This window comes from Gordonia liuliyuniae, from assembly GCF_021739025.1.
GTDB lineage: Bacteria > Actinomycetota > Actinomycetes > Mycobacteriales > Mycobacteriaceae > Gordonia > Gordonia liuliyuniae.
Genome location: NZ_JAKKOT010000001.1, coordinates 145,612 through 171,646, shown reverse-complemented (window position 1 = coordinate 171,646; position 26,035 = coordinate 145,612). Strand labels below are relative to the sequence as shown.

At 67.0% G+C, this 26,035-nt stretch carries 25 protein-coding genes; 15 read left to right on the top strand and 10 right to left on the bottom strand.

The features are described from left to right. Nucleotides 1-59 precede the first annotated feature (59 nt). The gene (locus L5G28_RS00815; protein WP_236999907.1) at nt 60-1,532 is read left to right on the top strand and encodes a hypothetical protein; all 1,473 of its coding nucleotides are present in this window, start codon (nt 60-62) and stop codon (nt 1,530-1,532) included. Nucleotides 1,533-1,600: 68 nt separating this feature from the next. On the opposite strand, the gene L5G28_RS00810 is transcribed toward L5G28_RS00815, so the two are convergent. Next, the gene (locus L5G28_RS00810; RefSeq protein ID WP_236999906.1) at nt 1,601-3,025 is read right to left on the bottom strand and encodes a WS/DGAT/MGAT family O-acyltransferase; all 1,425 of its coding nucleotides are present in this window, start codon (nt 3,023-3,025) and stop codon (nt 1,601-1,603) included. A gap of 136 nt (nt 3,026-3,161) precedes the next feature. On the opposite strand from L5G28_RS00810, the gene L5G28_RS00805 reads away from it, so the two are divergent. Together L5G28_RS00805 and L5G28_RS00800 are read left to right on the top strand one after the other, a co-directional pair. Next, nucleotides 3,162-3,773, top strand: coding sequence for a SanA/YdcF family protein (locus L5G28_RS00805; protein WP_236999905.1), 612 nt, complete (start codon nt 3,162-3,164; stop codon nt 3,771-3,773). A gap of 61 nt (nt 3,774-3,834) precedes the next feature. Further along, the gene (locus L5G28_RS00800) at nt 3,835-4,410 is read left to right on the top strand and encodes a hypothetical protein (RefSeq protein ID WP_236999904.1); all 576 of its coding nucleotides are present in this window, start codon (nt 3,835-3,837) and stop codon (nt 4,408-4,410) included. A 28-nt stretch (nt 4,411-4,438) separates the two neighbouring features. Here L5G28_RS00800 and L5G28_RS00795 read toward each other — a convergent pair whose 3' ends face one another. Then, entirely contained in the window at nt 4,439-6,640 is a 2,202-nt protein-coding gene (locus L5G28_RS00795) for an acyltransferase family protein (RefSeq protein ID WP_372477133.1), read from the bottom strand. A gap of 184 nt (nt 6,641-6,824) precedes the next feature. Here L5G28_RS00795 and L5G28_RS00790 point away from each other — a divergent pair, with 184 nt between their 5' ends. After that, nucleotides 6,825-7,946: an NDMA-dependent alcohol dehydrogenase gene (locus L5G28_RS00790; protein ID WP_236999965.1), complete on the top strand. Its 1,122-nt coding sequence runs from the start codon at nt 6,825-6,827 to the stop codon at nt 7,944-7,946. Between the two features lie 57 nt (nt 7,947-8,003). On the opposite strand, the gene L5G28_RS00785 is transcribed toward L5G28_RS00790, so the two are convergent. The 4 genes from L5G28_RS00785 to L5G28_RS00770 all read right to left on the bottom strand — a co-directional run bounded on the left by L5G28_RS00785 (nt 8,004) and on the right by L5G28_RS00770 (nt 12,440). Beyond that, complete coding sequence (locus L5G28_RS00785; RefSeq protein ID WP_236999902.1) at nt 8,004-9,740, bottom strand: DUF2339 domain-containing protein; 1,737 nt, start codon at nt 9,738-9,740, stop codon at nt 8,004-8,006. Nucleotides 9,741-9,841: 101 nt separating this feature from the next. Continuing rightward, complete coding sequence (locus tag L5G28_RS00780; protein ID WP_236999901.1) at nt 9,842-10,522, bottom strand: response regulator; 681 nt, start codon at nt 10,520-10,522, stop codon at nt 9,842-9,844. Next, nucleotides 10,483-11,643: a MacS family sensor histidine kinase gene (gene macS, locus L5G28_RS00775; RefSeq protein ID WP_236999900.1), complete on the bottom strand. Its 1,161-nt coding sequence runs from the start codon at nt 11,641-11,643 to the stop codon at nt 10,483-10,485. The genes L5G28_RS00780 and macS overlap by 40 nt, the downstream gene beginning before the upstream one ends. A 2-nt stretch (nt 11,644-11,645) precedes the next feature. Next, entirely contained in the window at nt 11,646-12,440 is a 795-nt protein-coding gene (locus L5G28_RS00770; RefSeq protein ID WP_236999899.1) for a crotonase/enoyl-CoA hydratase family protein, read from the bottom strand. Between the two features lie 344 nt (nt 12,441-12,784). On the opposite strand from L5G28_RS00770, the gene dnaK reads away from it, so the two are divergent. The 4 genes from dnaK (at nt 12,785) to L5G28_RS00750 (ending at nt 16,972) form a co-directional block, all read left to right on the top strand. After that, the gene (gene dnaK / locus L5G28_RS00765; RefSeq protein WP_236999898.1) at nt 12,785-14,626 is read left to right on the top strand and encodes a molecular chaperone DnaK; all 1,842 of its coding nucleotides are present in this window, start codon (nt 12,785-12,787) and stop codon (nt 14,624-14,626) included. After that, a complete protein-coding gene (grpE, locus tag L5G28_RS00760; protein ID WP_372477132.1) occupies nt 14,623-15,168 on the top strand; it encodes a nucleotide exchange factor GrpE in 546 nt (181 codons plus the stop codon). The genes dnaK and grpE overlap by 4 nt, the downstream gene beginning before the upstream one ends. Nucleotides 15,169-15,346: 178 nt before the next feature. Continuing rightward, nucleotides 15,347-16,537 (top strand): molecular chaperone DnaJ, encoded by a 1,191-nt coding sequence (gene dnaJ / locus L5G28_RS00755; RefSeq protein ID WP_236999897.1) that lies wholly within the window; start codon nt 15,347-15,349, stop codon nt 16,535-16,537. 6 nt (nt 16,538-16,543) lie between these two features. Continuing rightward, nucleotides 16,544-16,972: a heat shock protein transcriptional repressor HspR gene (locus L5G28_RS00750; RefSeq protein ID WP_236996714.1), complete on the top strand. Its 429-nt coding sequence runs from the start codon at nt 16,544-16,546 to the stop codon at nt 16,970-16,972. A 95-nt stretch (nt 16,973-17,067) separates the two neighbouring features. Here the strand turns inward: L5G28_RS00750 and L5G28_RS00745 are convergent, their stop codons facing one another. Further along, complete coding sequence (locus L5G28_RS00745) at nt 17,068-17,382, bottom strand: EthD family reductase (protein WP_236999963.1); 315 nt, start codon at nt 17,380-17,382, stop codon at nt 17,068-17,070. Nucleotides 17,383-17,539: 157 nt separating this feature from the next. Between L5G28_RS00745 and L5G28_RS00740 the strand changes: the two genes are divergently transcribed. Further along, on the top strand, nt 17,540-18,223 hold the full coding sequence (locus L5G28_RS00740; RefSeq protein ID WP_236999896.1) for a nitroreductase family protein: 684 nt from the start codon (nt 17,540-17,542) through the stop codon (nt 18,221-18,223). Nucleotides 18,224-18,353: 130 nt separating this feature from the next. After that, a complete protein-coding gene (locus L5G28_RS00735; RefSeq protein WP_236999895.1) occupies nt 18,354-18,827 on the top strand; it encodes an MmpS family transport accessory protein in 474 nt (157 codons plus the stop codon). 63 nt (nt 18,828-18,890) lie between these two features. Here L5G28_RS00735 and L5G28_RS00730 read toward each other — a convergent pair whose 3' ends face one another. Continuing rightward, nucleotides 18,891-20,078, bottom strand: coding sequence for a globin domain-containing protein (locus L5G28_RS00730; RefSeq protein ID WP_236999894.1), 1,188 nt, complete (start codon nt 20,076-20,078; stop codon nt 18,891-18,893). A gap of 176 nt (nt 20,079-20,254) precedes the next feature. Between L5G28_RS00730 and L5G28_RS00725 the strand changes: the two genes are divergently transcribed. The 3 genes from L5G28_RS00725 to L5G28_RS00715 all read left to right on the top strand — a co-directional run bounded on the left by L5G28_RS00725 (nt 20,255) and on the right by L5G28_RS00715 (nt 23,116). Beyond that, complete coding sequence (locus L5G28_RS00725; RefSeq protein ID WP_236999893.1) at nt 20,255-21,373, top strand: amidohydrolase family protein; 1,119 nt, start codon at nt 20,255-20,257, stop codon at nt 21,371-21,373. Nucleotides 21,374-21,579: 206 nt separating this feature from the next. After that, nucleotides 21,580-22,227 (top strand): TetR/AcrR family transcriptional regulator, encoded by a 648-nt coding sequence (locus L5G28_RS00720; protein ID WP_236999892.1) that lies wholly within the window; start codon nt 21,580-21,582, stop codon nt 22,225-22,227. Nucleotides 22,228-22,246: 19 nt separating this feature from the next. Continuing rightward, the gene (locus L5G28_RS00715; RefSeq protein ID WP_236999891.1) at nt 22,247-23,116 is read left to right on the top strand and encodes an SDR family oxidoreductase; all 870 of its coding nucleotides are present in this window, start codon (nt 22,247-22,249) and stop codon (nt 23,114-23,116) included. On the opposite strand, the gene L5G28_RS00710 is transcribed toward L5G28_RS00715, so the two are convergent. After that, nucleotides 23,101-23,670: a TetR/AcrR family transcriptional regulator gene (locus tag L5G28_RS00710; RefSeq protein WP_236999890.1), complete on the bottom strand. Its 570-nt coding sequence runs from the start codon at nt 23,668-23,670 to the stop codon at nt 23,101-23,103. The genes L5G28_RS00715 and L5G28_RS00710 overlap by 16 nt on opposite strands. 109 nt (nt 23,671-23,779) lie before the next feature. On the opposite strand from L5G28_RS00710, the gene L5G28_RS00705 reads away from it, so the two are divergent. Together L5G28_RS00705 and L5G28_RS00700 are read left to right on the top strand one after the other, a co-directional pair. Then, entirely contained in the window at nt 23,780-24,670 is an 891-nt protein-coding gene (locus tag L5G28_RS00705; RefSeq protein WP_236999889.1) for an oxygenase MpaB family protein, read from the top strand. Continuing rightward, nucleotides 24,667-25,191, top strand: coding sequence for a DUF4334 domain-containing protein (locus L5G28_RS00700; RefSeq protein WP_236999888.1), 525 nt, complete (start codon nt 24,667-24,669; stop codon nt 25,189-25,191). The genes L5G28_RS00705 and L5G28_RS00700 overlap by 4 nt, the downstream gene beginning before the upstream one ends. Nucleotides 25,192-25,195: 4 nt before the next feature. Here the strand turns inward: L5G28_RS00700 and L5G28_RS00695 are convergent, their stop codons facing one another. Beyond that, nucleotides 25,196-26,017, bottom strand: a complete 822-nt coding sequence (locus L5G28_RS00695; protein WP_236999887.1) for a sulfurtransferase — start codon at nt 26,015-26,017, stop codon at nt 25,196-25,198. Nucleotides 26,018-26,035 lie beyond the last annotated feature (18 nt).

Here is a 26,035-nt window from a genome sequence, read left to right as displayed (position 1 = left end):
TGGCCATTTCTCGCGATCTCCGTGTTCCGGACAGGAACCACATAGAAGAAGGAGTTGACGTGGAGAAGTCGACACTCCATAAGGGACTCCTGGCGACATTCGCCTCGGCGACCCTGATCGCAGGCGGCATGGCGGCCCCGGCATCCGCAGCCGAGACGACCGCTCTGCCCACCTACTCGTGCGACCCGGGCGAGGGGCGGACCAGCGACACCGTCCTCAAATGGTCCGTCGACTGCTCCACCGCAACTCCGTCCGTGATCGCCCAGGGCGCCGACGCCATCCTCGGCCTCCTCGCACCCGACCTCGGCATCAAGCTGGGCGATCTGAACAAGGCCATCGCGCTGCCCCTCGATCTCGGCTCACAGTGGAACCCGAGCCTGTTGTTCCCGGGCAGCGCGACGATCTCCGGTAGCGGCTTCGCGTCTGCCATGGGCGTGGGCGGTACCGGAACGGCGATCGCCGACTACGTTCTGAGCGGCGCGATCGGCATCGGCGGTCTGGGTGCCACCGGCCTGGCCCATGCGAATCTCGGCGGGTTCGCGCTGGCGGCCGGAATCGGTGACGCCCAGGCGAACGCGAAGGCGTTGCCCGGTGGCATCGCGCTGGCCGTCGGCCTCGGGAACGACGCCACCGCTATCGCACTCGGCGGTGTCGCGGCAGCATCGGGCAACGGCGACTTGAACGAGGCCCAGTCGATCTGTACCGCGGTCTACGGCTCGGCGACCGTGACGGACCCGACGACCGGCGCCAACCTCTCGTCGTGCACCAGCGTGCTATTCATCTTCCAGAAGTCACAGGAGGGCGACGGCCCAGTCGTCTACGCCATCAAGAACCCTCTCTCGCTGGCTCTCGGCAACCCGCTGAAGGTGCTCGCGGACTTCAGCGCAGTCCAGGAGTCGCTGGGCATCGAGCTGCCGATCTCGAAAGAGATCATGGAACTCCTGGGCGCGAACATCATCCCGAAGTTCACCGATGACCTCATCCGCATCGTGATGTCCGACGACGGACCGAAGATCGAGACGGACCTGTTCGGCGCGAAGGGCACGGTGACCACCGCGAAGTCCACGGTTGTCGCAGCGAAGAGTGCTCCGACGGAGGCCGCAGACGCCGAGGCCCCCGCCGCCGCGGCCCCCGGCGCCGCGGTCGGCACCGAAGAAGTCACGGTGAATACTCCGGCCGAGTCGGACGGAACTGTCGAGGCTCCCACCGACACAACCCCCACCGAGACAGGGACAACCCCCACCGAGACCGAGACAACCCCCACCGAGACAGAGACGGCTCCGTCGGAGGACGAGACAGTCGTTGAAGAGGCCCCAGCCCAAGAGACCCCAGCCGACGAGACCCCCGAGGCTGAGACTCCAGCCGACGAGACTCCAGCCGACGAGACTCCAGCCGACGAGACTCCAGCCGACGAGACCCCAGCCGACGAGACCCCAGCCGACGAGACCCCAGCCGACGAGACCCCAGCCGACGAGACCCCAGCCGACGAGACCCCAGCTACCGAAGAAGATGCCGCATCGGCCGCCGCGTGACCCTCGGCTGAGATGAACGGAGTCGGACCCTCGACGGGTCCGACTCCGTTCGTCGAGCCGGGCCGCGACTAGGCCTTCGGCGGCAGAGCCTCCAGCTCGGCGAGGGTCGTCTCCAGATGGTCGAGGATGCGCTGAAGACTGGGGAGTTCGGCGCGCGCGCCGGTGACACCGAAGTTGGCTTTGCCGGAGATCGTGGCGATCGTGATGTTCAACGCCATCCCCTCGAGGGGAATCGACACCGGGTAGCAGCCGTCGAGCCGGGCGCCGTTCCAGTACAACTGCTCTTCGGGGCCGGGGACGCTCGAGATCATCAGGTTGAAGCCGGACGGCGTGTACTGGACGAACCCAGGAATCGTGGTGAATGCGAGCGGCCAGACGATCGCCGCGCCGAGCGCCAGAGCCTGCAGGGGACGGAGGCCGCGAACTGCGGCCTTCGCGCTGTCGGTCGACGCCTTGATCGCGGCGACTCGTTCGGCGGGGTCGGCGAGATCGGTCGCCATCCGCACGGCGATCGCGGTGATCGAGTTGCCGTCCGAATCACCGTCGCTGTGCAAGGACACCGGTTGCACGGCGATCAGCGACTCGTCGGGCAGCGCGTCCTGGTCGGCCAGATACGTGCGCAGAGCGCCGGAGCACATTGCGACCATCACGTCGTTCAATGTCATGCCCTGGGCTTTTCCGACGGCACGGAGTCGTTCGATCGGCCAGTCTTGCGCAGCGAAGCGTCGCGCCGATCCGATTGACACGTTGAGGATGGTGCTCGGGGCCTGCTTCAGCGGCGCGACGTAATCCTTGTCGGTGACACCGGCGACGGCGATCTTCGCCGCGGCCGGCGCCAGCCCGACCACCTGGTCGGCGACGTCGACGACCTGCGCGACGGCGCCCGTGATGGACGACAGCAGGCCCTTCGCTTTGGGTTCGGCCTTCTCGGTCTGCTTCTGCGCGTCCTTCTCCGCACGGCGCCGGCGCTTCGGCCGTTCGTCCCAGACCGCGGTGCCCGACCGGTCGTCGGGGTCCGTCGACAGACACCGCTGCAGCAGCCGCAGCGAGGTCACGCCGTCCACCACCGAATGGTGGATCTTCGTGTACACCGCGATCCGACCGTCGGCCAAGCCTTCGATGATGTGGGACTCCCACATCGGGCGACGCCGATCGAGGAGGCCCCCGTGGTTGAGGGACACGTATTGCAGCAGGTCGCGGATGGCGCCCGGCCGAGGCAGGATGGCGCGGCGCACGTGGTAGTCCATGTCGATGTCATCGTCGTACGACCACGCCGTGTAGCCGGCGATCTGGGCGGGAGTCGCCGGGCGTTTCAAAAACATCGACGAGACGTCGCCGCTCGGGACGTGGAACTTCTCCGCCATCTCCTCAGCGAGATCGTCGGGGGTCTGTCCCTCGCGCGGGACGAACAACTGCAGTCCACCGACGTGCATCGGCTGATCGCGGGTCTCCGCGATCAAGAACATCGAATCGGTGACCGGCATGTACTGCATGTCGGGTCTCCCTCCCTCACGCGTGCGCCCACCACGCACGATCGGCCCCAATTGTGACACGACGCACAAAGTCTGATTCGGGCAGCCGGTCCCGCACGATTGAGTGCCCCGCAGCGGCGCCCACTACCGTGAACGGGTGCTCAGTCGACGCCGGTTCGGACTCCTCGTGTTACTGGCGGTCGTCGTCGTGGAAGTGCTGGTCGCGGTCACGTCAGCGTGGGTGGCCGTCGCTTCGCGCGGCCGGGTGGTCGGCTCCGACGAGGTCCCCGACGGCGCACCGCACACGGTGATCGTCCTCGGCTCGAAAGTCGACGACGGACAGCCGGGCGACTACGTTCGTGCCCGCCTCGACGTCGCAGTCGACCTGTACCGCGAGCGGCGCGCCGACCGGATTCTCGTGTCGGGCAACGATGCCGACGATGCAGGCAACGAAGTCCGGGTGATGCGCGCCTATCTGGAGAGCGCAGGCATTCCGCCGACAGCGATCGTCGACGACGGTCTCGGGCTCAACACGGCCGCCACCTGTGAGCGTGCCGCCGACCGCTTCGGGATTCGATCAGCGTTGATCGTCACCCAGAACTTTCACGTGGGCCGTGCCGTGATGCTGTGCGACGCGTACGGGCTGGACGCGACGGGCGTGATCGCCCCCTGCGGTCACTGTTCGATCTTCAGCGTGCTCCGCAACCACCTGCGTGAATCCCTCGGTTCGCGGCCCCGCGCCGTCGTCGATTCACTGCGTGCGCGCTGACGTCGAGTGCGGCGTCATTCAAGCGAATAGGCGTCCGGCGCAGCCGGAATAGCGTGAGCGCATGGTGACGACCGGAACACCCGGATTGGACGTGGCCGGTCTCGCGGTGACCGCAGGCGTCGCCGTACCCTCGGTAGTCCCGGTGCGGGCGGCGTACGCAGCGTTGCACGACGCCCGCTTCCCGGTCTCGGCGATCGCCGCCGTGATCCATGTCGGCGCAGTCCCTGCTGATCGGCGCGGCGTCGGGTCGGTGTCGGAGGCGGTCCGTGACGGGATCGGTGCGACGGGCTGTCTGCGCACCTTCGACGTCGACGGCGGTGCGGCAGGCGTCGTTTCCGCGCTCGCTGTCGGCGCGTCTCTCTTGGACGACGACGGGGGAGTGCTGATCACCGTCGCCGAGAGAGACGGCACGTCGGCGTCGATCGTGCTGGCCGGCGGGACGTCGCCGGAACCTGCCACGTTCGAGTTCGACCAGGCTCGCAGTGACGCGCTCGGGCCGTACGTCCTGCGGTCGGCGTCGCCGGTCAGGGCGCTCCTCGACTGCCGGGCGGCGGGCCGCTACGACGTGGTGCTCGTCGCGGCGGACGGGACGTCGCCGACAGCCTCGGTGCGGTGCCGTCTGAAAATGCCCTCCTGAATGCTCACCTGTCCGCCGCTGGAGCCGCCTACCGGAACATGGGCGGCTGGAGCGGCCACCACTGGGTCGCCTGTCCGATGTCGGCGTCCAGGTACGGGATCAGGCTGCGGACGAAGGCAGTCGTCAGATGGTGGGTGTCGTGCCAGACGAGTATGTTGCCCACCACTGCCGGGCAGTAGCCGTCCCGGCAGAACGCGTCGCTGTAGTCGAGGAACGTGATGTTCGGGAAGTCGTCGGCGATCGCGTCGATCGGGCTGACGTCCGAGAGCGCGCGTTCGCGCGAGACACCGCACACGTCCGGACTCTCACCTGCTGCGATGCAATCGCGGGGGACCATCGGACCGTGCGTCCACGGGGTGTCACGGACGGCGATCACCTTCTGGCCGCGATCGCGGAACAAACTGAAGTAGTCGAGGTAGCCCTTCGGCGTAACGTCGCCGGGGCCGTCGTCGGCGGGCCGCGAGGCGGTCGTGAACACGACGTCCGGCTTGTCCTCGTCCAGTCGGTCGGCGACCCGTTGCGACCAGTCGTTGCATTCGGTGAGCAGTCGGCCGTTGAACTCGACGGCGGCTTCGGTGCTCATCGCGCACCCGGCCTTCATATAGGTGGTGACGCGGAAGCCACGCTTCTTGCCGATCACGTCGAGAGCCGTCATCCAATGCTCGGAGTGCGATCCGCCGACGACGGCGATCGTCCGTGTGGCCTTCGGGTCGCCGTAGACGCCGACCTTGATGGAGGGGTCGCCGAAGTTGGAGAAGTGGGGGCGGTGGTTGATCGGCCAATCGCCTTCGGCGGCCTCCGGTGACGGGACCGCCTCGATGGCGGGTGTCGGGAAGTCGCTGAGGAACGCGCGTGCCCCCGGGTAGTCGCGCGGGTTGAGGTTCGTGGTGTCGACGTACCGGTGGTCGGCGCGGTACTCCCAGTACCCGGCGCTGCCGAGCGCGAACAGGGTGGCGACGACCAGCCCGACGGCCATGATCTTGCGGTACCGCGTGGAGAATCCGTCGCCGCGGCCGGCGCGCAACGGCGCTTCGACGAACTTGGTCGTGACCCACGCGATGATCACCGACGCGATGAGGATCGCGGTGCCTTCGATGAACGAGACGTCGTCCTTGAAACGCCACGCCATGTAGAAGATCAGCAGCGGCCAGTGCCACAGGTAGAGGGCGTAGGCGATGGAGCCGAGCCAGACGATCCACGGGTGGGCGAGGACGCGGCCGCCGGGGGACAGGTCGTTGCCCGGGATCCGGCGGGGTGCGGTGGCCGACGAGCCGAGCCAGATCAGCAGCAGCGTGGAGCCTGCGGGCACGAGCGCCATGTACGCCGGGTACTGCTCGACGCCGGTGATCCAGATACCCGATGATGCGATGAGGACGACGGCGGCCGCGGTGAGCACCGTTCGCAGCCAGTCGGCCAGCTTGATCCGCGGCATCCAGATGGCGAGCAGTCCGCCGGTGATCGGCTCCCACACGCGGGCGATCGTGTCGTAATAGTTGAACGGCTGGTTGATTCCGTGCCGATAGTTGGCCCACGCGAAGGACACCAGCGCGACGAATGCGAGGCTGCCTCCGACGACGCCGGTGATCACCTTGGGCCTGCCCAACACCGGCCAGAATCGGGCGCCGAGCTTCAACAGGCCGCCGAGGGCGAGCGCACAGACGATCGTGATGAAGAAGAACTGGCCCTGCATCGCCATCGACCACAGGTGCTGGAGCGGGCTGACTGCGGAGTCGGCTGCGCCGTAGTCCTGGGAGGCGAACGCCAGATGATAGTTCTGGTAGTAGAAGGCCGAGGCGACGAGTTCTTTGCCGAGTGGCGCCCACCGCGTCGACGGCATCAGCCACCAGGTCAGGGCGGCGACCGCGGCGAGGAGCAGGAACAGTGCCGGAACGAGGCGGCGGAGCATTCTCGACAGTCGCGGCCACGGGTTGATCGCCACCGACCAGCTCTGGTCGGACGGATTCGTCCTGATGACGTGCTTGAGCAGTGACGCTACGAAGAAGTAGCCGGAGAGGGTGAGGAAGACGTCGACGCCGCCGGACACCCGGCCGAACCAGACGTGAAAGATCGCGACGAGGAAGATCGCGATGCCACGCAGACCGTCGAGGTCGAGGCGGTATCCCGAGTTCGTTCCGGCGGCCGCATCCTCGTTCGGTGTCGGGTGCGACTGGGGTCCGCTGATCGATCCGGCTTTCGTCACAGCGGGGATGCTACGTGGCGGGACGTGCATTTTTCCATTTCGCGGTGCTGCCGCAGCCCTCCGTTCAGGTGATAGCGCAGGTGGTGACCGATTCCGACGAATTCGCCCGCCGGGGTACACGTCCGTGCAGGATGAGACTGCGGTCACAGTGCTCGTCACCTCGCCGCGCGACACGATCCGGGTAGTCGATTACTAGAACGAGAGTGAGTCGTTGATGAAGACGAAAGCCGCGGTTCTGCACGGCGTCGGAGAAGAATGGAAGATCGAGGAGGTTGAACTCGGCGATCCTGTCGCAGGCGAGGTACAGGTCCGTCTGGTGGCGTCGGGGTTGTGCCACTCCGACCATCACCTGCGGACCGGTCAATCGCCTGTCCCGTTCCCGGTCGTCGGCGGACACGAGGGGTCCGGCGTGGTCACCAAGGTCGGCCCGGGCGTCACCCGGTTCGCCGAGGGCGACCATGTGGTGACCGCGTTCATCCCGGCGTGCGGTGTCTGCGAGCCGTGTTCGCGAGGCGCACAGAACTTGTGCGACGAGGGTGCCGGACTGTTGTCGGGTCTGTCGATCGCGGACAAGTCGCATCGCGTGACCCAGGGTGATACGGGTCTGGCGCAGATGTGTCTGCTCGGCACGTTCTCCCCGCACATCACTGTGCACGAAGCGTCGCTGGTGAAGATCGAGGGAGACATCCCGTTGAAAGAGGCCGCGCTCCTGGGCTGCGGCATCGCGACGGGTTGGGGGTCTGCGTCGGAGATTGGCGGCACGAAGGTCGGCGACACTGTCGTGGTGGTCGGCGTCGGCGGTGTCGGCATCAACGCGGTGCAGGGTGCGAAAGCCGCGGGTGCTCGGTTCGTCGTCGCGGTCGACCCGGTCAAGTTCAAGCGCGACATGGCCGAGAAGCTCGGCGCCACACACACTTTCGAAAGCGTGGAGGACGCGCTCGGGCCGGTCGGCGAGATGACGTGGGGGAGGCTGGCCAACAGCGTGATCCTCACGGTCGGTGAGATGACGGGCGAGTTCGTCGCACCCGCGCTCGCGCTGACGGGTAAGGGCGGACAGGTGATGGTCGTCGGAATGGGTGAGATGGTCTCGCAGGTCCCGATGAGCCTCTTCGAACTGACGCTGCTGCAGAAACGGGTGCAGGGTGCGATCTTCGGCGGCGCGGGCCCGCGCACGCAGATCCCGAAACTGCTCAACGAGTACCGATCGGGTGTCTTGAATCTGACGGATCTGGTGACTACGACGTACCGCCTCGAAGACATCAACACGGCGTACGACGACATGCTCGCCGGCCGCAACATCCGCGGCATGATCGTCTACGACGAAGCCGACTGGTAGCTCCACATGACGAAGCGGGCCGGATCCTGATGGATCCGGCCCGCTTCGTCGGTACTGTCAGGCGACGGGCGCCGCGTCGGAGGTCTCGCTCCCGCTGAGCTTTTGCGCGTACGAGACGCCGAGCGCCAGAAGGATGAGGCCGACGACGATGAACGCGATGACGCGGAAGACTCCGTCGAGGGCGGCGAGGTCGAAGACGAACAGTTTTGCGATCGCGGCGGCCATGACGGCCAGGCCTGCGGTGAGGACCACTGCGCGGTCGGTGCCGTGGAGTCGGCGCGCCCACAGCAGCCCGGCTGCGGCCGCCGTGCCCCACGTGATGGTGGCGGCGGCGTGCCCGCCGCGGAAGGCCGCGTCGGCGTCGGTTGAGAGCAGGTGCGCAGCGCTGAGTGTGACGGTGGTGGCCATCCACAGGCCGATCATGGCGCCGGTGACGGTGACTCGATGGGCTGCTTCCGGGTAGGCGTCGACCCACGACCAGGTGATCAGCGCGGTGGCTGCCAGTCCCATCAGTCCGCCGACCAGCAGCGAGGCGTGCGTGCCGTCGCCGGTCAGTGGATCAGCGGCGACCAATTGGCGCAGCGCGCCGTCACCGGTGAGGACGAGAATGCCGAGGCCGGTGAAGACGGTGCCGAGGATCCGAACGGTGAGGGCGAGATCGCCTGCGAACGGGGCGGCGACGGCGAGCAGGAGGCCGACGATCATGAGGACGGACGGGCGGTAGTCGGCGTCGAGGACGTAACCGGTCGCGACCAGCAGGTGCAGGTTCGCGGCGACGAGCCACACGATCCGCGTCTCGCGGCCGACGAGGCGGGTCGTGGAGAACGCCGCGGCGAGGTAGAGCGCGGCGCCCGCGGCGAGGACGGCCGTCGCCGCGGTCCCGAGCGGGTAGACGGCGAACATCAGCGGTGCTGCTGCGAGTGCGGACGTCACGGCGACGATCTCGGGGTTCTTCGCGCTGCGGATCAACAGGATCGACGCGCCGACGGCGATGACGACTCCGGCGAACGCGAGGCAGGCCGTCGGCCACGACTGGTCGGAGGTCTGTGTGAGGACGAGGGTCGGGACCATGACTGCGGCTGTGTTGACGATGAAGACGGCGGGCCAGTCTCGTCCCACCTGGATCCACACGGTCGCCGCCGCGTAGACGAGCATGAATCCGACGAGGATCGCATCGACGCCGTCGGTGACGACGGGGGCGAGGACCAGCATCGGAATCGAGACCATCAACGTCAACGCCTGGCTGTGCCAGCGGTGCGCGATGCCGAGTCCGACGCCTGCGACGACGCCCGCGACTGCGAGGGCTGCGACGTCGGGCAACCAGTGGTAAATGGTGCTCATCGCCATGACGTCGAACAGGAGGCCTGCGATGCCGGTGGCGACGAGTGCGACGGCACCCGCTCGGCGGGCGGGCGTTCGGCCGATCCAGACGCCGAGACCGGCGAGGAGCCCGGTGAGGACAGCGCCGCCGGCGACTCGGATCTCCGGGCGCAGCAAACCGGCTTGCGCGGCCAGGACCAGGAGCATGACGATGCCGGAGAGGGTGATGGCGACACCGACTCCGGCGAGGATCTTGCCGATGAGTCCGCTCTCGGCGGCTTTGGCGACGCGCTGGCTGAACGTCGGAGACGAGGCGCGGGGCCCGGGAGCGGGGAACGGCGCGTAGCCGTTGGACTGGTACTGCACGAACGGCTGACCAGAAATGGGGTAGGTCGGTGGGAGCGGGGCGGTGAGTCGGTTGACGGGCGTCGGGTCGGAGCCCGCGGGCGGTTGGTTGTGCGGTGTCTCGTTCATGGTTTCCACTCTTGACCTGGCCGACGGTGAAAACATGCGTGGAACTACCTAGTGAGCATGAGGACTTCCCTGCGGGTACTCAGGCGCGACCGGAGCGGGCCTCACTCGGCGTCCAACCCGTGCTCGATCGCGTACCGCGCCAATTCGACGCGGTTGCCGAGCTGGAGTTTCCGCAGTGACGATCCGACATGGTTCTCGACGGTGCGCGGGCTGATCTCGAGGCGCGTCGCGATCTGGCGGGACGACATGCCTTTCGCGACGTACCGCAGCACTTCGGTCTCGCGTCCGGTGAGGACGGGCGCGTCGTTCTCCGGTCCCTGCGACATGCGACGGTACTCGCCGAGGACGAGTCCGGCGAGGCCCGGCGTGAACACGGTCTGCCCGTCACCGGTCGCACGGACGGCCGCGACCAGCTCGGACTGCTGGGCGCTCTTCACGAGATAGCCGGTGGCACCGGCTTTGATGGCGTCGAGCACGTCGTCGCGTTCGTCCGACGCCGACAGAATCAGCACGCGCGCTCCGGGGTGTGCGGCGAGGACGCCAGCGGTCGCCTGCGCGCCGGTGCCGTCGGGCAGGTTCATGTCCATCAGGACCACGTCGGGTCGGACGGCGCCCGCGCGGGCGGTCGCCGATGCGACGCTGTCGGCGGTGGCGACGACGTCGAACCCGATGTCGGTGAGGTCGCGCGCGACGCCGTCGCGCCACATCGGGTGGTCGTCGACGACCATGACTCTCAGTTCACTCACGGCGTGCCCTTCGTGCGGGGTGCGGACAGTTCCCATTCTGTCCCGGCTCCGGGCGCGGACTCCAGGCGCGCAGTGCCGCCGATGTTCTCGACACGTCCGATGATCGACGCGGAGATGCCCATGCGGCCTTCGGCTTCGGCGGCGGCGAGACGCCCGTCTTCGATGCCGATTCCGTCGTCGCGCACGGAGACGACGACGGTGTCGCCGAGGTCTTCCAGGAGGATGTACGCCTGTGCGTCGGGTCCGGCGTGGTGGGCGACGTTGTCGAGGATGTTGTCGACGGCGGCGAGCAGTTCGTCGGCGATCTCGGCGTCGACGGTCACCGGGTGAGCGGGGGCGCTCACGTTGGCGCGGGGCGCGGCGGCCGATCGGAGCGCCGCGGCGAGGTCTCGTGACGTCGGGGTCAAGGCGGGCGACGGTTCGGCGGTGTCGGCGATGAGCGCTCGGAGCCTACGCTCCTGTTCGGCGGACAGTTCAGCGAGTTCGGCTGTCTCCCCACCGATCTCGCGACCTCTCTTGGCGATGAGCGCGAGTACTTGGAGTACGCCGTCGTGCACTTCGCGGGAGAGCCGTTCGCGTTCGGCCGACCGTGCCGCCAGGCCGATCGCTTCGGTCAGTTCCTCGTGGACGGTCCGGGCGCGGGCCGCGGCCATCCCGACAGCCGCGGCCGCGGAGACGAGCAGGATGGTCGTCGCGTTGCGTCCGAAGTTCACGTCGATGTGGCCTTTGACGTAATAGTTGGCGCCCGCGACGGCGAACCCGGCGACCGCACCCCACAGCGGACCGCCGACGATCGCCGCCGACAGCGCGGCGTTCGTCATCCACAATGTCGTCGGCCACGTCTGATTGTGCGAAATCCAGGAATCGTCGGTGACGAGCGATGTGGACAGCATCATGCTCGCGGAGACGATCACTTCGACGGCGACGAACCAGGGGCGTCGCCCGAACCCGACGAGGTAGCCGACCGTCCACCAGATGTTTGCGGCGGTCAGGACCGAGAACAAGATCCAGGTGATCCGAGGGTGGGTGAGGTCGCCGTTGATGACGATCTGGAAGCCGAGCGCGTAGACGAACGAGAGCAGTCGGAAGATCTGAGCCGCCCGCCACAGCGGACCGGCCGGGTCCCGGTCTTCGATCTCGCGCCAGCTCGCGGCCATGCCTACAGCTGTCGTTCGACGAACTGCGGCTTCTGCTTCGCGAGTCCGGCCGTGCGCGCGATGGCGGCGTTGCGCCCGCGGAGGAGTCGGATCTGCAAAGCCTGCTCCACGGGGAACGAGAGGCGTGAGCCGTTGTACCAGGTGTTCTCGAACAGCGACTTCGACGCGGCCACAGCATCGGGCGAACGCTGTTTGATCCGGTCGATCAGTACGTCTGCGTCGCCGTGTGGGTCGTCGGACACACCGCTGACCAGTCCCCATCCGAGCGCCTGGTGCGCGTCGAATGTCTCGCCGGTCATCGTCAGTCGCTTGGCGACGTCGATGCTCGTCAGTTGGGCAATGCTCGCCGACAGTGACATGTCGGGGATGAGACCCCACTTGGCTTCCATGATCGACAGGTCGGTCGTCGTCGCGGCGAACCGGAAGTCGGCGCCGAGCGCGATCTGGAGTCCGCCGCCGTAACAGTGGCCGTGCAGCACTGCGATCACCGGGACCGGGACGCTTCGCCAGGCCCATCCGGCGTTCTGGAAGCTGTTCGCCGCGGACGATCGTTTCGGGATCAGGTTCCGCATGATCCGGGTGCGTTCCTTGCCCGCGGACGCGAAGTCGAGCCCGGACGAGAACGACTCTCCTTCGCCTGCGAGGACGACGGCGCGCACACTGCGGTCCTTGCTGACGCGGTCGGCAGTGGCCGCGAGGTCGTCGAGCATGTCGAGGGTGAGGCCGTTGTGCTTGTCGGGGCGGTCGAGCCGGACGTGCGCCACTTGGTCGCGCACCTCGTAGCTGATGTTGCTCATGGGTTGACGGTATACGCAGCTGACGCATCCGCTGTGTTCGTTGACATCCGCGGCGTTCAGGGAGGCCGCGGATGTCGCTCGAGCCCGCGGATGCGTGGAAAGTCGTCGATCTGTGACCAGCGTCTCCCGCATTTGAGCGGTATTGGCTCAACTAGGTGGAATGAATCCGGCGGGTACCCGGTTGAACAGATCGAGAAACCTGAGTGAATGAGACTCAAGATGATTTGACGCAGGCTGAGCCGCACGGTAGACCTGAGTCGAAGGCGCTGAGGTTTCATCAACCACAGGCCAACAGGCCCATACACGAACCGGCTTCCCGAAGCCGCCTACAAGGAGGAACACATATGTCCCGTGCTGTCGGAATCGACCTCGGCACCACCAACTCCGTGGTGTCCGTTCTAGAAGGCGGCGAGCCCACCGTCATCGCGAACGCCGAAGGCTCCCGCACCACCCCGTCCGTCGTCGCGTTCGCCCGTAACGGCGAAGTCCTCGTCGGACAGCCCGCCAAAAACCAGGCGGTCACCAACGTCGATCGCACGATCCGCTCCGTCAAGCGCCACATGGGCGAAGGCGACTGGGCCGTCGAGATCGACGACAAGAAGTACACCCCGCAGGAGATCAGCGCCCGCACGCTGATGAAGCTCAAGCGCGACGCCGAAGCATACCTGGGTGAGGACGTCTCCGACGCCGTCATCACGGTCCCCGCCTACTTCAACGACGCACAGCGCCAGGCGACCAAGGAAGCCGGCCAGATCGCAGGTATGAACGTGCTGCGCATCGTCAACGAGCCGACCGCGGCAGCGCTGGCCTACGGCCTGGACAAGGGCGAGAAGGAACAGACCATCCTCGTCTTCGACCTCGGTGGCGGCACGTTCGACGTCTCGTTGCTGGAGATCGGCGACGGTGTCGTCGAAGTCCGCGCGACCTCGGGCGACAACAACCTCGGTGGCGACGACTGGGACGAGCGCATCGTCGAATGGCTCGTCGACAAGTTCAAGGCGGTCAACGGCATCGACCTGACCAAGGACAAGATGGCCAACCAGCGCCTCCGCGAGGCTGCCGAGAAGGCCAAGATCGAGTTGTCGTCGTCGCAGAGCACGTCGATCAACCTGCCGTACATCACGGTGGACGCCGACAAGAACCCGCTGTTCCTCGACGAGCAGCTCTCGCGCAGCGAGTTCCAGAAGATCACCAGTGATCTCCTCGAGCGCACGCGCACCCCGTTCCAGGCCGTCATCAAGGACGCGGGCATCGCGGTCGGCGACATCGACCACGTGGTGCTCGTCGGCGGTTCGACACGTATGCCCGCAGTCACCGAACTGGTCAAGGAGTTGACCGGCGGCCAGGACCCCAACAAGGGCGTCAACCCGGACGAGGTCGTCGCCGTCGGCGCCGCCCTGCAGGCCGGCGTGCTGCGCGGCGAGGTCAAGGACGTGCTGCTGCTCGACGTGACGCCCCTGTCTCTCGGCATCGAGACCAAGGGCGGCGTGATGCACAAGCTCATCGAGCGCAACACCACGATCCCGACCAAGCGTTCGGAGACCTACACGACGGCGGAGGACAACCAGCCGTCCGTGCAGATCCAGGTGTTCCAGGGTGAGCGCGAGATCGCTTCGCACAACAAGCTCCTCGGCTCCTTCGAGCTCGGCGGCATCGCTCCTGCACCGCAGGGCGTCCCGCAGATCGAGGTGACCTTCGACATCGACGCCAACGGCATCGTGCACGTCACCGCGAAGGACAAGGGCACCGGAACAGAGAACAGCATCCGTATCCAGGACGGTTCGGGTCTCTCCAAGGACGAGATCGACCGCATGGTCAAGGACGCTGAGGCTCACGCAGAAGAGGATCGTGCTCGTCGCGAGGAGGCGGAGACCCGCAACCAGGCGGAGTCGCTGGTCAACCAGACCGAGAAGTTCCTCAAGGAGAACGAGGACAAGGTCCCGGCCGACGTCAAGACCAAGGTCGAGGCTGCTATCACCGACGCCAACGAGGCTTTGAAGGGCACCGATTCGGCTGCGATCCGCACCGCGATCGAGAAGCTGTCGGAGGAGTCGCAGGCCATGGGGCAGGCGATCTACGCCAACGCTCAGGCCGAGGGCGACGCTGCAGGCACAGCCGCTGACGGAGCTGATGACGTCGTCGACGCCGAGGTCGTGGACGACCCCGCGGAAGGTGACAACAAGTGACCAGCCCCGAGACCGGCTCCACGGAACCGGACGAGTTCGTCGAGGAGGTCGTCGACGTGACGGTCGCCGAGACCGATGACGCCGACACCGCTGCAGATGCTGCAGCGGCCCCGGCCGATGCGGCCCCCGAGGCCCAACAGGTCACGGAACTGACCGAAGCGCTGCAGCGGGAGCGGGCGCAGTTCGCCAACTTCCGTCGCCGCAGCGCCGAGGACGCGTTGCAGTCGGTGGCTCGCGGCAAGCAGGTTCTCGTCGAGAAGCTGCTCCCGATCCTCGACGACCTGGACCGCGCCCGCGAGCACGGCGACCTCGACGAGGGGCCGCTACGCGCCTTCGCCGACAAGCTGGCCGGCATCCTGGCGGGCGAGCAACTCGTCAAGTTCGGAGAGCCGGGCGACGCATTCGATCCGGAGGTTCACGAAGCGATCCAGCATGAGGGCAGCAGTGACACGCCCGTCGTCGGGCTCGTCTACCGCGCCGGATACCGGCTCGGCGACAAGGTGATCCGCACCGCGACGGTCACCGTCACCGATCCTGCATGATCGCCATGCTGATCGAGCGGAGTCGAGATCTCGGCTCCGCTCGATCAGCGAGGGACTCCGCATCCGCCGACCGACCGGAGCCCCACAACTACAGACCCGTCCGCCGCTGGTCGAGCGAGCGAAGCGAGTCGAAACCACGACATACGACAACAGACTTAATTCCAGGAGGTGACGTCTGATGGCACCACAGCGTGAATGGCTGGAACGCGATTTCTACGCAGACCTCGGCGTTTCTTCCGACGCCGCGGCGGAGCAGATCAAGAAGGCCTACCGAAAGCTGGCTCGCGAACTGCATCCCGATGCGAATCCCGGAGACACCGCAGCCGAGGAGCGCTTCAAACGAGTGTCGGAAGCCCACAGCGTGCTCGCCGACGACGAGAAGCGCAAAGAGTACGACGAGATGCGGAATCTCATGGCGAGCGGCCGGTTCCGGGCCGACGGCGGAGGCGGCGGGGGTTTTCCCGGTGGCTTCGGCGGCGCTGGCGGCGGCGCGGGTGGCTTCGACATCGGCGACCTGTTCGGCGGCGGCGGCGCAGGCGGAGCCGACCTCGGTGACATGTTCGGCGGCCTCTTCGGAGGCGGCGGCCGCACCCGAGGGGCGGCCACGTCCCCACGGCAACGTCGCGGCAACGACCTGGAGACCGAGACGACGCTCGCGTTCCGGGACGCTGTCCAAGGCACCACGGTGCAGTTGCGGGTCACGAGCCCGTCGCCGTGCACCAACTGTCATGGCAGCGGCGCCAAGCCGGGCACCAGTCCGCGAACGTGTACGTCGTGCAGCGGTTCGGGTTTCGTAACGCGCAACCAGGGACACTTCGGGTTCTCGGAGCCGTGTCCCGACTGCCAGGGCACCGGCACCAAGATCGACGATCCGTGCCCGGACTGCTCCGGCTCGGGCGTCACGGTGCGGCCCCGCACCATCAACGTCCGCGTCCCGCAGGGCGTCGAAGACGGGCAACGCATCCGGCTCGCCGGCCAAGGCGAGGCCGGACGACGCGGCGCGCCGTCGGGCGACCTGTACGTGACCGTCCACGTGCTGGCCGACAAGGTCTTCACCCGCAACGGCAACGACCTGAAGGTCGAGCTGCCGGTGTCGTTCTCCGAGGTCGCTCTCGGGGCGACGGTGTCGGTTCCGACGTTGGACGGCTCGGTTGGTGTCAAGATCCCGGCGGGCACGTCGGACGGGCGTACTCTGCGGCTGAAGGGCCGGGGGGTTCCGAAGCGTTCGGGCGGCTCGGGTGATCTGTTGGTCACTGTGAAGGTCTCGGTTCCGGCGAAGCTCGACGACGCCGCGACCGAAGCGTTGAAGACGTACGCGACTGCCGAGAAGGCGAGCGGGTTCGATCCACGAGACGGATGGGCGCGGTGATGCACGATGGCTACGGAGAAGGCACAAGGTAACGCAGGGAAGCCGCACGGCGTCCCCGGCGAGGCTGCCGCCACCTATCTGATCTCGGTGGCGGCGGAGCTGGCCGGCATGCACGCGCAGACTCTGCGCACCTACGACCGGCTCGGCATCGTCACGCCGCAGCGCACGCGCGGCGGCGGCCGCCGCTACTCGTCGCGCGACGTCGACCTGCTCCGCGAGGTCCAGCGACTCTCGCAGGACGAGGGCGTGAACCTCGCGGGCGTGAAGCGGATCATCGAGCTGACCGACCAGGTCGATGCGCTGCGCGCTCGCGTGTTGGAGATGCAGAACGAGATCGATGCGATGCGCAGCGCGGTTCGCCCGGGTGCCGAACTCGTCCCTGTCCCGCACACCAATGCTCTGGTCGTCTGGCAGCCGCGCAAACGCAGGCGCTGAGAGACGATTTCACGCTGCAGGCGTCGCTTCCCGCTAATAGTCCGGACCAGTAGCGGGAAGCGACGCCTGCAGCGTCTAGCGAGGATGCCGTGTGACTAGCTGAAGTTCTCGACGACGACCTCGGCGCCGAGCATCGTCACCCCGCCGGTCGCGAAGTTCGCGACGTCGGCTGCGGTCGCCTTGCCCGCTTCGGAGCCGAGTCCCGCGCCGAGGGCTTCCTTCGAGTCGAAGTCCAACGTCGTGATCAGGTAGATGTCCGGAGTGGATCCGTCGAGCGACTCCGACTTCGACACCGAGACGCTGCGCAACCCGGGAAGCTTGCTGGCCAGCGGGATGTGCGTGTTGAAGTAGTACTCGTCGAATGCCGCCGGGTCGGTCGGCTGGTTGTAGAGGACGGTCAAGCGGTACATGGCGCTCCGATCTCGGTTGGGGAGTGCGTCGGCGATCATGCGAAGTCGACTTTTGGCACTGCGTGTCAGCCTAGTGGAGGGGCGTGGGGTCCGAAGCGGATTCGTAGCCCCACCTCGACGGCCTGCCGGGCCTTGCTCGCGTCGATACCATCGATATATGACCTCCATCGACCGTTTCGACTCCGCCGACTTCGACCTGACGCAAACCGACGCGCTGCTGTCGACGACCCGATCCGTGCGCAAGCGACTCGACCTGACCCGCGCCGTACCGGACGATGTCCTCCTGGAGTGTTTGGAACTCGCAGTCCAGGCGCCTACCGGATCGAACAACCAGGGCTGGCGGTGGCTCGTCGTCCGCGACGACTCCACCAAACAGCAGCTCGCCGAGATCTATCGCCGAGGCGGAGCCGAATATCTGGCGACGAGTGCGGCCAACGCCGAGCCGGGAAGTCAGTCAGGACGGGTGGCGACGTCGGCGAACTATCTTGCCGAGCACCTCGGTGAGGTGCCGGTGATCGTGATCCCGCTGATCATCGGTCGCCTCGACCAGCTGAGCAGCGAGCCGAACACCGCCGCGGCGGCAGGCATGATGGGGTCGATTCTGCCCGCGACATGGAGTCTGCAGCTCGCGCTGCGCAGCCGCGGACTCGGCAGCTGCTTCACAACGCTGCACCTCAACGAGGAGGCCGACGCAGCCGAACTCCTCGGCATCCCGCCGCACATGACGCAGGCCGGGTTGATCCCCGTCGCCTACACGACCGGCACATCGTTCCGGTCCGCGCAGCGCCCACCCGTCGAAGAGATCACCTATCTCGACCGGTACAAGAAGCCGATCCGCTGACGTAGCGGGAGATCGGGCCGCTCGGTTTAGTCCAAACGGCCGAAATCGGAGAGATCGACAACGCGGAGTCACCTGGCTCGACTAACGTTCCGTTGCCTGATTCCGTTGTCTAACAAGGAGACTCTCCGCAGTGTCGACTCCTCCTCCGCCCGCGGGCGGTACTCCCAACCCATACCAACAGCCCTATCCGTATCAGCCCCCGAAGAAGCGGAAGATCTGGCCGTGGATCGTCGGCGGCATCATCCTCTTGTTCGTCGCGGTCATCGGCGGCTGCTTCGCCATCGTCGGCAGCGCCGTCGACTCCGTCGACAAGGAGTCCAAGCGGGAGGTCACCGTCGTCTACCGGGTCACCGGCACCGGGTCGACGTCGATCACATGGACTGACAAGGACTTCAACATGGCGCAAGACACGAACGCGTCGTTGCCGTGGGAGAAGACCGTCGTCGTCACCGGATTCGCGAAGCACGCATCTCTCTCCGTCACCAACGACGAGCCCGACGGCGCGACGTCCAAGTGCGAGATCGTCGTCGACGGGCAGGTGAAGTACACGCAGACGGCGAACGGTCCGTTCGCGACTGCGTCCTGTTCGGGAAGCGTCGGATAGCCCCCGCCGCACCGTGTTCGGCCCCGTCCCCGCTCAGCGGCGACGGGGCCGAACTGCGGCGCGTCAGTTGAGCGGATCGTGGGAGATGTTCGCAGGGTCGACGCCCGTCGAACGCAGCTTGAGCTGCGTGTGGAACACCATCGGGGCGGGGCCGGAGAGCAGGATCTGGTGGTCGATCCAGTTGCGTGGCTCCAGGGAGTGGCGCGACAGCGTGCGCGGATACTCGACCGCGACGTCGCCGACGCGACCGAAGCGGAGGTCGAAACCCCACTGGCGAGGATCGGGAGCGCCGTCGATCCACCACGGGTCGGTCTCGGTCTCGGCGACGGCCGTCACGTGCAGCCACGGGTTGGTCCGCGCAAGCTGTTGCAGCACACCGAGTTCGTACAGCTCTCCCGGATGGCGCGCACCGTAGAACAGCCGGGTCTCCGGATTGTCGACGCGTCGCGCCATGTCGAGGAGGATCGCGCGCAGCGGCGCGAGCCCGGAACCGCCCGCCACCATGAGGACCGGGCGGTCACCGGTCACCTGCATGGTGCCGTGCACCTGGCCGAAGGTCCACACGTCGCCCGGCTCAGTCTGCCTGACGATGGCCCCGCTCAGGTATCCGCCGGGGATGGCGTGCAGGTGGAACTCGAGTTCGCCGCGTTCATTCGGCGGCGTCGCGGGTGACAGGTTGCGCCACAGGTGCGGCCACTGCGGGATCTGGACCTCGGTGTACTGGCCGGCGTGGAACCGCGGCGCGTCTGCGTCGGCGATCAGCCGCACGACGGCGCGCTCCCTGCTGATCACGAACTTCTGCACGACCTTCGCGTGCCACACCGCAGGCCCTGGCGCGCTCTCGGCCGCACCGCGCATGACACCCGTGATCAGCATCGTGCCGTGCGAGACGGCGTCGTAGACCTCCTGTGTCCAACGCGCCCCGAGCATCCGCGAGAACTCGGTCATCAGTGCGTCGTACATCAACCAGTAGTGTTCGCTCGTGACACCGTACTTGCGGTGGTCGCGACCGAGCTGGGCGAGGAACTCGATCAGATCCTCGTGGCCGTCCTCCGCCGAGATGGCGTCGAGCACATAGTCGATGACTTGCGCGAATGTCGTACGCAACGAGCCCATCTCGACGGGGAACAGATCGCGTAGCGCAGGCGTGGTCGAGAAGAGCCGAGTGAACACGCCTGCGGCGAAACGGTCGGGGTTCGCCGCGATCATTCGCCTGAGTTCTGACAGCACGGGCTGAGCTGGCGAGTTCACCGGGCGACGTCCTCCTCAGGGCGTGGGAGATGTTTGTTACCCGAGGGTAGTCCTCGGACCTGACAGTGCTCGGGCATTTCCGTTCGTGTCAGCACGAATTCGTGCCTCGGTACCCAGATGCAGTGTGTGGCACTGCATTGTTCACCCGAGCAGGACCCGTGTGGCACTGTGAGATCGTGACGTTGAGCGGAGTGATCCCCGGCATCGTCGACGCGCACGTCCACTTCTACGACCCGATGCGGTCGACGTGGGCGCTGTCTCGTTTCTCGCGCGTCGCGGCCATGCCCGTGATCAACAGATTCCCGCGTGCGGCGCTCTGGCTGTCCGGTCTGCCGTCGCACCGATCAGAGACACGGCTGATGATCGACCCGAGCATCGTGCGGACACCGTACGAGCCGCGCCAGTACGGTGCTGAGGCCAGCGGGGTGCGACGAGTCGCCGGCGTCGGAATCGACGCGGTCATCGGAGTGGAGGCGCACTGGGGCGGATCGGGCGCGACGAAGAGCGACACCTCTTTCGCTGAGACCCGGTACGTGACCGGCCTGCCGTTCGGGCGGTCTCGCGCCCCGCGACTGGGCGGGTTCGTCGTGTCCGGCGACCCCGGCGCTCCCGGCTTCGCCGACGACCTCGACGACCAGTTGCGGTACACCGGACTCGTGCGCGGCGTCCGCTGCAAGTGGGCGAGCCACCCCGACCCGCAGGTCGTCCACGCGAGTAGGCGCTCAGGAGGCCTCAGCTCGTCGACCTTCCTCCGCGGCTTCGAAGCGATAGAACGCCACGACCTGGCATTCCATTCGTTCGCGTACTCGCATCAACTCGGCGAACTGGACCTGTTGGCGCGGCGGTTCCCGACGACGACGATCGTGGTCGAACACCTCGGCCTTCCGGTCGGCGTGTTCGGCCCGGTCGGCTCGGAGACCGGGATGACGGCCGCCGCCCGCGCCGAGATTCTGAGTCTGTGGCGTGATCGGATCGCGATGCTCGCGGCCCGATCGAACATCGTGGTCAAGGTGTCGGGGCTAGCGCTGGGACTCCTCGGCTACGGCCGTGAGACGTCCGGCAACATCGGCGGCCGCGATATCCTCGCCGAGATGATCGGCCCGCTGGTCCTGCATGTCGTGGACCGTTTCGGGCCCGACCGCGTCGTCTTCGGCTCCGATATGCCGGTCGATCGGCCGAACGCGACCATCGACGTCGTCGTCGGCGCTCTGCTGGACGTAGTCGGCGACCGCGGAGACCATCTGCTCGCGCAGCTGTTCGCGAAGAACGCGCAGCGCATCTACCGGGTCGATTGAAGGCTGCCTTTCGCAGCACGCACGGCGACGCTCCCGCCCCGTCGCCGTGCGTGAGCCCTGCCCACCGGCACCGGTCGCCGCGAACGCAACGTGTCGCGCGGCGGGTCCGCCCCAAAGAATGTGCACCTAAGGATAGATTTTTGACTGAAGCGCTGTCTAGCGAACAGAGAATTGTCACATACGGCGGTCGAAGGCATGATGGGCGGATGCTCGACGACGACCCTGGGGAGACTGAGCCGCGCGCTCGGGACAAGGGCACACTGCGTGATCAGCAGAAGGCTCGGACCCGTGCGGCCCTGCTCGCGTCGGCGAAGCGATTGTTCATCGAAAACGGTTACGCCACAGTCACCGTCGACGACATCACGCGAGAGGTGGGATGTAGTCGGGCGACGTTCTATCTGCATTTCGCGAACAAGAGCGACGTGCTGGCGCGGGTCGGGGCCGAGACCATGCAGCAGCGGGCGCGAGCCGTCTACGGCGACCTCGACGATGTGCTGAGCGGCGGTCGACGGGACGAGTTCACGGCGTGGGTCCGGCGGGCGCTCGACTGGTTCGTCCGCAACCGGGACATCCTGCCCACATGGGATGAGGCGCTCGCCGTCGAGCCCAGCTTCCGAAAGGTCGGCAGGGAATCGATCATCGCCCTCACCGATTCGATGCCGGAGTATCTCGCGCGGTGGCCAGCAGGGCGTCGTGGGGAGGCGAGATTTCGGGTGGAACTCCTTGTGGCACAACTAGAACGCTATTTCACGCGCGCGCACGTGCAGGGCACGATCGAGTTCGACCTCGACTCGGCCGCGGAAATCTTGGCCGATATCTGGTTTCCGGCGCTGACTGCCCCCACGGAAAGCTGAAACATGTTCTAGTTGAGGGATGGGAACGTATGTGGTGACCGGTGCTGCGTCCGGCATGGGAGCGGCCGTGGCGCAGCGATTGGTCGACAGTGGACAGACGGTGATCGGCGTCGATCTTGCCGACACTGACGTGACAGCCGATCTCTCGACGAGCGCCGGCCGCGCCGATGCAGCCGGTCAGGTGCTCGCGCGTGTCGACGGGCCGCTCGACGGCGTCGTCCTCGCTGCGGGCGTGGGGCCCAAGCGTGGCCGTGAGCGAGCGATCGTCGAGGTCAATGTCCTCGGTGTCACGGAATTCGTCACCGCGCTGCGACCTCGCCTCGCCGCCGCGGGTAACGCGAAAGTCGTTGTCTTCGGATCGAATTCGACGACGTCGACGCCATTGGTGCCGCGTGGTGCCATCCGGCGCCTCGTCGGCGGCGACACCGAGGGTGCGGCCCGAATCCTGCGTCGCCGCGGGCCACTCGCCGGCCCGGCGTCGTATGCGGCGTCGAAGATCGCCGTGGCGCGATGGGTTCGTAGGCGTGCGGTGGCCGATGAGTGGGCGGGCGCCGGAATTCGGATGAACGTGATCGCGCCCGGCCCGGTGATGACTCCGCTGCTTCAAGGGCAGTTGGCTAGTTCAACGTCGTCGCAGGTGCGGTCGTTCCCGGTGCCGATCCGCGAATTCGGCACGCCCGAGCAACTCGGCGAATGGGTGATGACGATGCTGTCGCCTGCCGCCGACTTCATGGTCGGCAGCGTCGTCACCGTCGACGGCGGCACCGAAGCGCTCCTACGACCGGACGACTGGCCGGCACGGCTGCCCGGACGGCTGATCCCACGGATGGCGTGGACCATGTATCAGGCGCCGAAGCGAGGCCGGGTCGCCGACTACTCCGACGCCTGACGCTCGTCGAGAAGGGCGAGCGCAGTCGCCGTCGTGGTGCGCATGGCCCACGCGAAATCGTCGATTGACGGGTTCGCCGAGTTCTCGAAACCGGTCAGCAGCAGCATCGAGGTGGCCGCCAGGCGTTCGGCGAGTTCCCGGCCGAACAGTTCGACGCCCATCTCCGCGATCGCGTCGCGTCGCGCGGTCTCGACCTCGGTGAGGGCCGCATGGACGGCGGAGTCGACGGCCGCCCAACTGCGGATGGCGCGCTCGGTGTCGTGCGGAAGGTTCAGGGCGATCTGCATGAGTGCATCGATCCGGTCGTGCGGGTCGGTGACGTTGCGTGCGGACTCGACGAGGAGGTCTGTCGCCTCCAGGCGCCAGTGCGCGATGAGGGCCGACTCGAAGGACTTCCAGTTCCGGAACGAGTGGTAGAAGGCGCCGGTCGTGACGCCGGCCTCGGTGCAGACCGCAGCCTGTTTGAACCCGGAGTAGCCGTCACGGGCCAGCACCGTCATGCCCGCGCGGAGGAAGCGGCGGCGAAGCTTGTCGGGGTCGGCGTCGGATTCCATGGGGGAGATTCTGTCACGTGGTGTTGCTCGAACCCCTTGCCGATCTACATAAGCCCACTTATGCTAAAGGAGAGGCGTTGCACAGGCGCACTGAAAGGACGGCCCGGACATGTTCGACCCCGACCGCAATGCGGGACTGGACCCACACCGTGACTTCATGGAGATCTACCGGAACATGTCGCTGTTCGACTTTCCGTGGGACATGAACCAGTCGCTGAGCTTCGCGCTGTTCCGCACGTACGCAGTCCCGAGCATCGGACGACTCCTCGCCGACACCGGCGGCTTCGACGACACGCAGAAGCGATACGACGACACGGCGATCCTGCTGGAGATCCCCCTGCAACAGGGCTTCTCGACGCCGGATGCGAAGGCGGCGCTGCGTCGCATCAACCAGATGCATCGCGCGTACGACATCACGAACGACGACATGCTGTACGTCCTCGCGACCTTCGTCGTCGTTCCGAAACGGTGGGTCGACGACTACGGGTGGCGGAAGTTCACTTACGACGAGGTCGTCGCGTCCACCAACTACTACCGCGAACTCGCGCGGCACATGAACATCAAAGACGTTCCCGAGACGTACGACGGGTTCGTGACGCTCCTCGACGACTACGAGGCTGCGCACTTCGCGTACGACGAGGGTGGACGCCACGTCGCCGACATGACGTTGGGCCTGATGGCGACGTTCTATCCGAAGCCGTCGCGGCCTGCCGTGCGCGTGTTCTCGCGCGCACTGATGGACGACCGGTTGCTCGACGCCTTCCAGTATGCGAAGCCTCCCCGACCGGTCGTCGCCGCCAGCCGTCGCGCGATGCGCGCGCGGGCCGCGTTCGTTCGGATGCTGCCTCCGCGGCGCAAGCCGAAGGGCGCGTCGGACAGCCACCGCGTCAAGTCGTACCCGGACGGCTATCGGGTCGAGGCGATGGGCACGTTCCCCAGCGGTTGTCCCGTCAAGCACCTGGATTCGTACCCCACCGAACGGAAGGTCGGCGCACGATGACTCTCACCGTTCTCGAACTCCAGGCGGGCCTCTCGTCCGACGCGGCATGCGAACTCTACGATTCGCTGCCGTCCGTCACCATCGACGAGATCCTTGGTCAGTGGCACGGTTCCGAAGTTCCGACCGGCCATCCGCTGGACGGCCTGCTCGCCGTCTCGGGCTGGTACGGCAAGCGGTTCGACAGCGCCGATCAGGTGCACCCGCTGATGTTCGGTGAGCCGGGCGACCTGTACCCGGTGAACCCCGGTTCGGTTCCGATGAACCTGCTCAACACGCTCGGCACCCGCATGCCGCGGCCGAAGATCCCGGGCATCACCACCGCGTTCAAGGCAGTGCGCACGCGCAGGCATCGCGCCCGCCTCCGCAACGTCGAATACCGGGGCAAGGTCAGTGCCGCGATGGTCTACGACCAGCTCGCCATCATCGACCACTTCCGGAGGCTGGACGACGACACTCTCCTGGGCGCGATGGACCTGCGGAATTCCCCGCGACCCTACTTCTTCCTGCTAGAGCGCGACTGACCTCTCAGCCGACCTCGACATCACGCTCGGGGTCCGACGACCACTGTGAATACGAGCCGGGGTACAGCGCTGCGCGGAAACCAGCGTGCTCCAGCGCGGCGATCTGGTGCGCAGCGGTGACGCCCGACCCGCAGTAGACGATCACGTCGCGGTGCCCGTCGACGCCGAGATCGGTGAAGCGGGAACGGAGTTCGTCCGCGGTGCGGAACCTCCCGTCCACCAGGTTGTCGGCCGTCGGGGCATTGGTCGCGCCCGGAATATGGCCGGGACGCGGGTCGATGGGCTCCACGTCGCCGCGGAAGCGTTCGGCGGCGCGGGCGTCCAGCAGGAGCGCATCGGTGCCGGTGACGTCGTCGATGTCGACCGCGGGCAGACCTCCTCCGGTCAGCACGACGGTGCCCGTGCGTGGCTTCGCGTCGCCCTTCGACAATCGCATTCCGGCCTCGCGCCAGGCGTCGAGCCCGCCGTCGAGGATCTTCACGTCCGCGACCCCGCCCCACCGGAGCAGCCACCACGCGCGAGCCGCCGACATGCCGCCGTTGTCGTCGTAGACGACGACCGGGGCCAACGCGTCCACACCCCAGCGCCGCGCGGCCGCCTGCAGGTCGGCGACGTCCGGCAGCGGATGGCGGCCGCGCTCGGGGCTGCCCGGTGCCGCCAACTCGGTGTCGAGATCGACGTACACCGACCCGGGCAGATGGCCTTCCCGATACTGTTGCGCACCGTCGTCGCGTCCGAGCTGCCAGCGCACGTCGAGAACCGCGGGCGGCCGAGACGAGAGCATCGCCTCCGCGAGTTCGTCGACGGTGATGAGTGTGTTCGACATGGTTCTCCTCGGCGTGTG

Bases quoted from the DNA above. Each gene is read 5' to 3' on its own strand.
- L5G28_RS00800 (WP_236999904.1), top strand. From the start codon at position 3,835: ATGGTGACGACCGGAACACCCGGATTGGACGTGGCCGGTCTCGCGGTG.
- L5G28_RS00715 (WP_236999891.1), top strand. From the start codon at position 22,247: ATGGGAACGTATGTGGTGACCGGTGCTGCGTCCGGCATGGGAGCGGCC.
- L5G28_RS00695 (WP_236999887.1), bottom strand. From the start codon at position 26,017: ATGTCGAACACACTCATCACCGTCGACGAACTCGCGGAGGCGATGCTC.
- dnaK (WP_236999898.1), top strand. From the start codon at position 12,785: ATGTCCCGTGCTGTCGGAATCGACCTCGGCACCACCAACTCCGTGGTG.
- L5G28_RS00700 (WP_236999888.1), top strand. From the start codon at position 24,667: ATGACTCTCACCGTTCTCGAACTCCAGGCGGGCCTCTCGTCCGACGCG.
- L5G28_RS00720 (WP_236999892.1), top strand. From the start codon at position 21,580: ATGCTCGACGACGACCCTGGGGAGACTGAGCCGCGCGCTCGGGACAAG.
- L5G28_RS00740 (WP_236999896.1), top strand. From the start codon at position 17,540: ATGACCTCCATCGACCGTTTCGACTCCGCCGACTTCGACCTGACGCAA.
- L5G28_RS00710 (WP_236999890.1), bottom strand. From the start codon at position 23,670: ATGGAATCCGACGCCGACCCCGACAAGCTTCGCCGCCGCTTCCTCCGC.
- L5G28_RS00795 (WP_372477133.1), bottom strand. From the start codon at position 6,640: ATGCACGTCCCGCCACGTAGCATCCCCGCTGTGACGAAAGCCGGATCG.
- L5G28_RS00705 (WP_236999889.1), top strand. From the start codon at position 23,780: ATGTTCGACCCCGACCGCAATGCGGGACTGGACCCACACCGTGACTTC.
- L5G28_RS00745 (WP_236999963.1), bottom strand. From the start codon at position 17,382: ATGTACCGCTTGACCGTCCTCTACAACCAGCCGACCGACCCGGCGGCA.
- dnaJ (WP_236999897.1), top strand. From the start codon at position 15,347: ATGGCACCACAGCGTGAATGGCTGGAACGCGATTTCTACGCAGACCTC.
- L5G28_RS00790 (WP_236999965.1), top strand. From the start codon at position 6,825: ATGAAGACGAAAGCCGCGGTTCTGCACGGCGTCGGAGAAGAATGGAAG.
- L5G28_RS00780 (WP_236999901.1), bottom strand. From the start codon at position 10,522: ATGGGAACTGTCCGCACCCCGCACGAAGGGCACGCCGTGAGTGAACTG.
- L5G28_RS00810 (WP_236999906.1), bottom strand. From the start codon at position 3,025: ATGCAGTACATGCCGGTCACCGATTCGATGTTCTTGATCGCGGAGACC.
- L5G28_RS00785 (WP_236999902.1), bottom strand. From the start codon at position 9,740: ATGAACGAGACACCGCACAACCAACCGCCCGCGGGCTCCGACCCGACG.
- L5G28_RS00750 (WP_236996714.1), top strand. From the start codon at position 16,544: ATGGCTACGGAGAAGGCACAAGGTAACGCAGGGAAGCCGCACGGCGTC.
- macS (WP_236999900.1), bottom strand. From the start codon at position 11,643: ATGGCCGCGAGCTGGCGCGAGATCGAAGACCGGGACCCGGCCGGTCCG.
- L5G28_RS00770 (WP_236999899.1), bottom strand. From the start codon at position 12,440: ATGAGCAACATCAGCTACGAGGTGCGCGACCAAGTGGCGCACGTCCGG.